General features: G+C 66.9%; 1 protein-coding gene. It reads right to left on the bottom strand.

Going from position 1 to position 396, the window contains the following annotated elements; genetic code table 11:
- Positions 1-343 (bottom strand): IS110 family transposase (locus WDW90_RS38365; RefSeq protein WP_336492909.1); only part of this gene is annotated, 343 nt, incomplete at its 3' end.
- Between the last annotated feature and the right edge of the window lie 53 nt (positions 344-396).

Below are 396 nucleotides of genomic sequence, written 5' to 3'. Positions count from 1 at the left end.
CGTGGACCTGCCGGTACCAGCCGGTGCGCATGATCTGGGCGAGCGCCCGGGCGTCGTTGCGGTCGGTCTTGTTGGGCATCGTCTTCATGGCCGCGTTGGCAGCCCGCGTCTCGATGCAGATCGCCGGCAGACCAGCCGCGCGAAGCTCGTCGTGCAGCCAGGCGGCGAGTGAGCAGGCCTCCAGGCCGACGCGCTCCAGCGGCAAGCCGAGCCCCGTCAGGGCTGTAATCAGTGCGATTGGTTCGCTCTGCGCCCGGGCTTCCTTGGTGATGCGCCCCGTCTCGTCGACCACGCAGATGGCGGTCTCTTCCAGCGAGACATCGAGTCCGGCAAAGTAGCGCATGGCTGCTCCTTCCTGATGCGTGTGGCGATCCGACGTCGACCACGATCTCACAT

The organism is Methylobacterium nigriterrae (assembly GCF_037106235.1).
GTDB classification, from domain to species: domain Bacteria; phylum Pseudomonadota; class Alphaproteobacteria; order Rhizobiales; family Beijerinckiaceae; genus Methylobacterium; species Methylobacterium nigriterrae.
The sequence above is the reverse complement of the archived record's forward strand: the minus strand, read 5'-3'. Positions and strand labels throughout refer to the sequence as shown.